The following is a 6015-nucleotide window of genomic DNA, read 5'->3' on the forward strand; positions in this document are numbered from 1 at the left end:
CTTTCCCCGCATACTCCTAAAAGATTACTAATAAAAAAAGCACGAAATTCCACTAGTGAAATTTCATGCTTTCATCTTAAAAATTTTATTATCCTTGAACTTTCCTTCTACGTACCATCATGATTACGAATCCTGAAGCTAATAATAACAAGCCAAAGATCGCTAAGTTATACGTATTTGTCGCAGTTTGAGGTAAGGTTTTTCCACCTGTCTTAGGCTTCTCTTCCTTCTCTTTTACATCTTTTGCAGGAGCTGGTGTTGGTTTTTGTTCTGGTGCTGGCGTAACTACTTTGTCTTCTTGCTCAGTAGCTGCAGCTATCTCGAACACACCATATGTGCTGAAATGATTTGTTTTAGCTGTAATCACTCCATCTGCATATGTCCCACCAATTAACTCCCATTTCTTTGTTTGTTCGTTATAATAGTAAACTTTTACGTCCTCTGGTTTCTTAACTTGTTTTGGATCCACCTTAAACACTAATGTCATATCTTCTTTAAATTGATGATATGCTACACCATCTGCTTCGATTGTAAAATCAAATACAGCAAGTGATCCTTTTGCTTTCATTTCTTTAATGATTACATTCACACTTTTACCATCTGGTAAGTTTAGTGGTGGCACGATTAATTGCACATCACCTAAAGCGATTGTTACATTAATATTCTTGTCTTTCAACATCTTCACTTGCTCTTTTGTCATCTCGACAGCAGCATTCTTCGATTCACTAACTTCAATCACTAGAGAAGCGTTCTCTTGCAAGCTTTCAATCACATCTGATCCAACCGTATATGAAGTCCCCTTTTTGATTGCTTTTACCTTCTTAGGTTCCTTCTCTTCTTTTGGATCTTTAGGATCTTTGTCCTCTTCTTTACCTGGATCTTTACCTGGTTCTTTGTCTTCACCTTTTCCAGGCTCTTTATCTTCTCCAGACCCATCATCCCCGCCGCTACCTGGTTCTTCAGGCTCTGTGCTAGCTGTTACTTGGCTAATACGACCTTCAGCCGAGTAAGAGATTGGTCCTTCGAAGCTTTTAATAAATGCTACTGTTGCTGCTAAATCATCTGTTCCTTGAACTGGATTTTCTCCTAGTTCATTTAAACGATACGTATCTGTGCTATGTGGATACATATAGCTATTAACCGTTACTGTGAACGTTTCATTAGGATCGATTTTTGAACCATCTAAATGGAATAAGTCAACTACTTGTCCGTGTTCACCTAATTCAATATCCCACGTGTATTTGAATCCACCTACACTTACATCAGGACCATATGAACTAAATTGAGTGTTCAGAATGTCTCTTAAGTCAGCACCTGTCACTTCAACTTTTACTAACGTATTCCCAAATGGTTGAATATTGAAGAGCTCACTCCAAGTAATCTCACCTTGATCTAGGTCTGCTCTAATTCCTCCACCATTCATTAATGCAAAGTCACTATCCATTGCTGCAATCATTCCATCAGCAATTAGATTTCCAAGTGCATTATCACCGATTTCACCTTTAGAAGCATAACCACCATCAATCGCAGTTGCCGCTTCACCGATGACTTCATTTAACTTAGGACCTACTAAATCTAGATATTTTGTTAAAATCGCACTTACAGCTGGATCTGGTTCAATTTCACTTTGTACCACATCAATAATTTCTGCTGATTTCTCAACAATCTCACCTGTGAACGGATCAATGGTAAAATCAACATCTGCAAATGCTTTCCCATAATCCCATGCTTGAACAACTAATTTGTTATCAATCTCAGCATTAATTTTCACATGGTTATGTGCAGCAAAGATCATATCGACAGCATCATTTACCGCTAAAGCGATATCTGCAATCTCACCTGATACAGTATCTCCAGATTGATTTCCTGGGACATGTGCAAGAACAACGATTGCTTCGATCCCTTGCTTTTGTAATTCTGGAACATACTTATTGATTGCTTCCGCTTCATCTGTAAACGTTAAGTTTTCATTACCTGTAGCAATAATCATTTCTGGTGTTTCAGTTGTAGCTACTCCGATAAATCCAATCTTTGCACCATTTATTTCTTGAATCGTATAAGGAGGTAAAACAAGTTCACCTGAATCCTTAAATTCCACATTGGCCGCAACCATTGGGAAGTTGATTCCATCATAATTCTCTGTACCATTTGGATGGTCTCCGCCACCGATTAAGCGCAGCATTTCAGCAACACCTTCATCGAACTCATGGTTTCCGACGGTTCCAACATCAAATCCAATCGATTCCATGATTTCAATTGTTGGCTCATCTTGATATAAACTTGAAACAGGTGAACTTCCACCAACCATATCACCAGGGTGAACGATTAATGTATGATCTGGATTTTCAGCCTCATGCTTACGTAAATAAGCTGCTAAATAATCAATTCTACCGATTTGTACTCCTGCTACTCCATCAATTGTCGCTTTTGAAGTAACATCAATTTTTCCATGTAAATCATTGACGCTTAAAATTTGTGCATCAATCATTCCTGGTTGCTCTGCAGCACTTTCGTTGAAGATTCGGCCAACACTATAAGAAATTGGACCTTCGAAGCTTTTTACATAATTAACAGTTGCTTCTAAATCTTCAGATCCAATGACAGGATTCTTTCCAAGCTCGCCGATTGGACGATACTTTGCTCCTGTAGCAGTTGCCATGAAGTTATTCACTGTAATTGTATATGTTGCTTCTTCATCAATCGGTGTACCATCTGGTAACGTGATTTCAGTAACCGCAAGTGGTGAACTTGTCCACTTATACTTAAACCCAGAAATACTATAGTCTGGACCATATTTTGAAGACATTTGTGCAAGTACGATATCGTATAAATCTGCACCTTTAATTTCAAGCATTGTTAATACGTTATTAAATGGTTGAATATTAAATAATTCATTCCATGTGATCGGACCAGCGTTTAAGTTGTCTCGAATTCCGCCACCATTCATTAACGCAAAGTCAGAATTCATCGCATGACGCATACCGTCTGCAATTAAGTTTCCAAGAGCATTATCACCAATCGCGTCAGCATTTGAATAGCCGCCTTCAATGTCAGTTTCTGCGATTCCGACAACTTCATTTAGAATATCTGACACTCTATTTTCATATTTTGCTAGAATACTAGCCACAACTGGATCTGGATCAATCTTGCTTTGATCAACATAAACGATTTCAGCTGTTTCCTTGACGATATCTCCTGTTGCACGGTCAATTTCTACATCGATATCAGCAATCGCTTTGCCATATTCCCAAGCCTGAACGATTAATTTGTTATCAACATATCCATTAACGATTTGGTGGTTATCACCTGCAAGGATAATATCAACCTCATCATCAACACCATTTGCTAATGTTGCTGCTTCTCCAGTAATTGTGTCACCATCTTGAGTTGCTGTTAAATGTCCAAGGACAATGATTGATTTCACACCTTGTGCTTTTAACTCAGCAACTGCTTTGTTTACACCAGTAGTAGGATTTGTAAACGTAATGTCTTCAATTCCCTCTGGAATAACTTTACCTGCAGTTGAAGGTGTAATAGCTCCTACAAATCCAACCTTTACTCCATCCACTTCAGTGATAAAATAAGGATCTAAAAGATCATCACCTGAATCCTTGTATTCACAGTTAGCACATAATATCGGGAAGTTCTGACCATCATAGCCTTCTGTTCCATTTGGATGATCCCCACCATCAATGATACGCAATAACTCACTTACCCCTTCATCAAACTCATGGTTTCCTACAACCCCTACATCAAATCCGATTGCTTCCATGATTTCAACAGTAGGTTCATCTTGTAATAGTGCTGATACAGGAGAACTTCCTCCGATAATATCACCAGCATGAACTTTCAACGTATTTGGATTTTCCTGTGCACGCTCATTAATATATGCAGCCACATAATCCATACGTCCTAATGTACCTTCATCTTCTTTATACGTTTGATCAATTTTTCCATGTAAATCATTAATGCTTAACAATTGAAGCAATAAGTTGTCTGTTGCTGGCTCTTCAGAAGTGATTGAAGTATAGCCATTATCCTCTGCTTCTTGCGCATTGCTAAAAAATACACGTGCCTCAACTGGCACATCTGCAAAGTCCTCAGGAGCCACATATTTCATTGTTTCAGAGTTTCCTACATAACGTAATAACCCTTTTCCTTGCTCTCTTGCACGGAATTCAAATGGAAGCTCTGCTAATGGATTAGCTGGATTCCAAATCCCTTTTCCTTGAGCATGTGCTTCTTTTACTGCAGCTTGGAACATTTCATACTCTGCTTGATCACCAACTGGCCAGATGAAATAGGTCGTTGCATACCCTTCCTCAACCATTTTTAAATTCGTGTTCACACCAGAGCTTTTAATAATAATTTGCGCTAAAAGGCGACCATATGTATCTGTTGCTTCTTCCCCAACTTTAACAATAACCTCATCGCCTGGCTTCAAAATCTCAGCTAAATATGCTTTTGCATAATTACCATGTTCTAACTGACTTGCATCCGCTTCAGTCACAGCTTTATGGTATGTTTCTGGTGTATCAATATTAACGTAACGCACCTTTGTTGAACCTAATACAGGTGTTGCAAGGTGAATTGTATCACCATCAACTACACTTGCTACTGTTGATGTATACTCACCAGCCGCTGATGGTGCTCCCGGTTGTTCTGCTAATAGAGCAATATCTGAAGCTTTACGTGGCAATACTTGAAATGAATCATATTGACTTACAATTGCAGTGATTGAATACCATTTCCCCTCTTCAACTGCACCAATTGCATTTGTGCCTTCCATGATTCTAACTGTTGTACTATTAAACTCATTATCTACTAAACTCACATTATAGCCGCCACCTGCAGGGCTACTTGGAACACTTTGAGCAAATCCTTCTACTTTTACAAGCTGGCCTTCTAATGCTTCAGCTTTTTCATTATTACTTAAATCTACTAATGTTACCTCACTAGCTGCCGGAAGTGCATTTCCTTCTGATAAAATAACAACCTTATCCGCTGTTGCTGGAATAATTTCCAACAATCCTCTATAAGATTCAATTTTACCAGTTACCTCAACCTTCTGCCCTTCCTTCAACTCTGGGAATGTTGACCCATCAAAGGCAAACACATTAATCCCAGCCGTTTCATCTTGAATATATGTAGATAACTTCCCACCACCAATGGCTGAATTATCTGCAGTAACGACACCTTCAACTGTAACCGTTTGTCCGACCTTCGTACGTGCTTCAGCGATCGTTCCTTCTGCTGGTGCTGGTGTTGTTGGTGTTGGTTCTTCTCCACCAGACGTTGGTTCAGCGAATTGGATGGATGAAACAAATTCAATTGATTCTAATCCTGAATAACCATCTCTTTTACCTGTCACAATAATCTCTTTATTAAGTGCCTCAGGATTATTGACAGGACTAAATGTAGGTTTATGTGCCGTTTCAAGCTTTACGATAATGGTTGTCCCATCACCGACATTACTTGCTACTTTCACTGCATGTTGTGTATTAAATGGTTCAACAATAAACCCCTTCATTGTTACGGTTGTTCCTTGTGGTTGAGCCAATGCTTGTTCAACCGTCAATACAGCACTCTCAGCGCTTGCCTGTGGGGCAAAATTAGTTAAGAGAGTTGGAAAGACTAACGAAAAAATAAGAGCAAATACAAAATACTTCCTCAACGCTTGCTTACGCATATTTCTCCTCCTCCTTATGATGTGACAAAAAACTACATGCACCCATCACGATAGCATAGGTTTGTTAATAGGTTATTAAGATAATGTAAACTATTAGAAAATATGGAAAATTACTAGAAAATTATATCACGATCAGTGCTGTGCGCTGATTTGTAAGAGAGGTTTTTTCTAATAGACATAACTCAATCGCCACGCACCGGTTTTGTCCGATATGAGGCTTCTATTGGACAATTCCACTCATCCACGCTTCGGTTTTGTCCGATAAGACGCTTCTATTGGACAATACTCCTCGGCCTCGCTTCGATTTTGTCCGATAAGACGCTTCT

General features: G+C 38.9%; 1 protein-coding gene. It reads right to left on the minus strand.

The window, feature by feature from the left end:
- Positions 1–88 precede the first annotated feature (88 nt).
- The gene (locus tag BLQ56_RS23865; RefSeq protein WP_090853137.1) at positions 89–5689 is read right to left on the minus strand and encodes a 5'-nucleotidase C-terminal domain-containing protein; all 5601 of its coding nucleotides are present in this window, start codon (positions 5687–5689) and stop codon (positions 89–91) included.
- Between the last annotated feature and the right edge of the window lie 326 nt (positions 5690–6015).

The sequence above is a fragment of the Litchfieldia salsa genome (assembly GCF_900104555.1).
GTDB classification, from domain to species: Bacteria; Bacillota; Bacilli; order Bacillales; family Bacillaceae_L; genus Litchfieldia; species Litchfieldia salsa.

What these genes read in the sequence shown, in the direction of transcription:
- BLQ56_RS23865 (WP_090853137.1), bottom strand. Translation starts at nt 5,689, where the DNA reads ATGCGTAAGCAAGCGTTGAGGAAGTATTTTGTATTTGCTCTTATTTTT.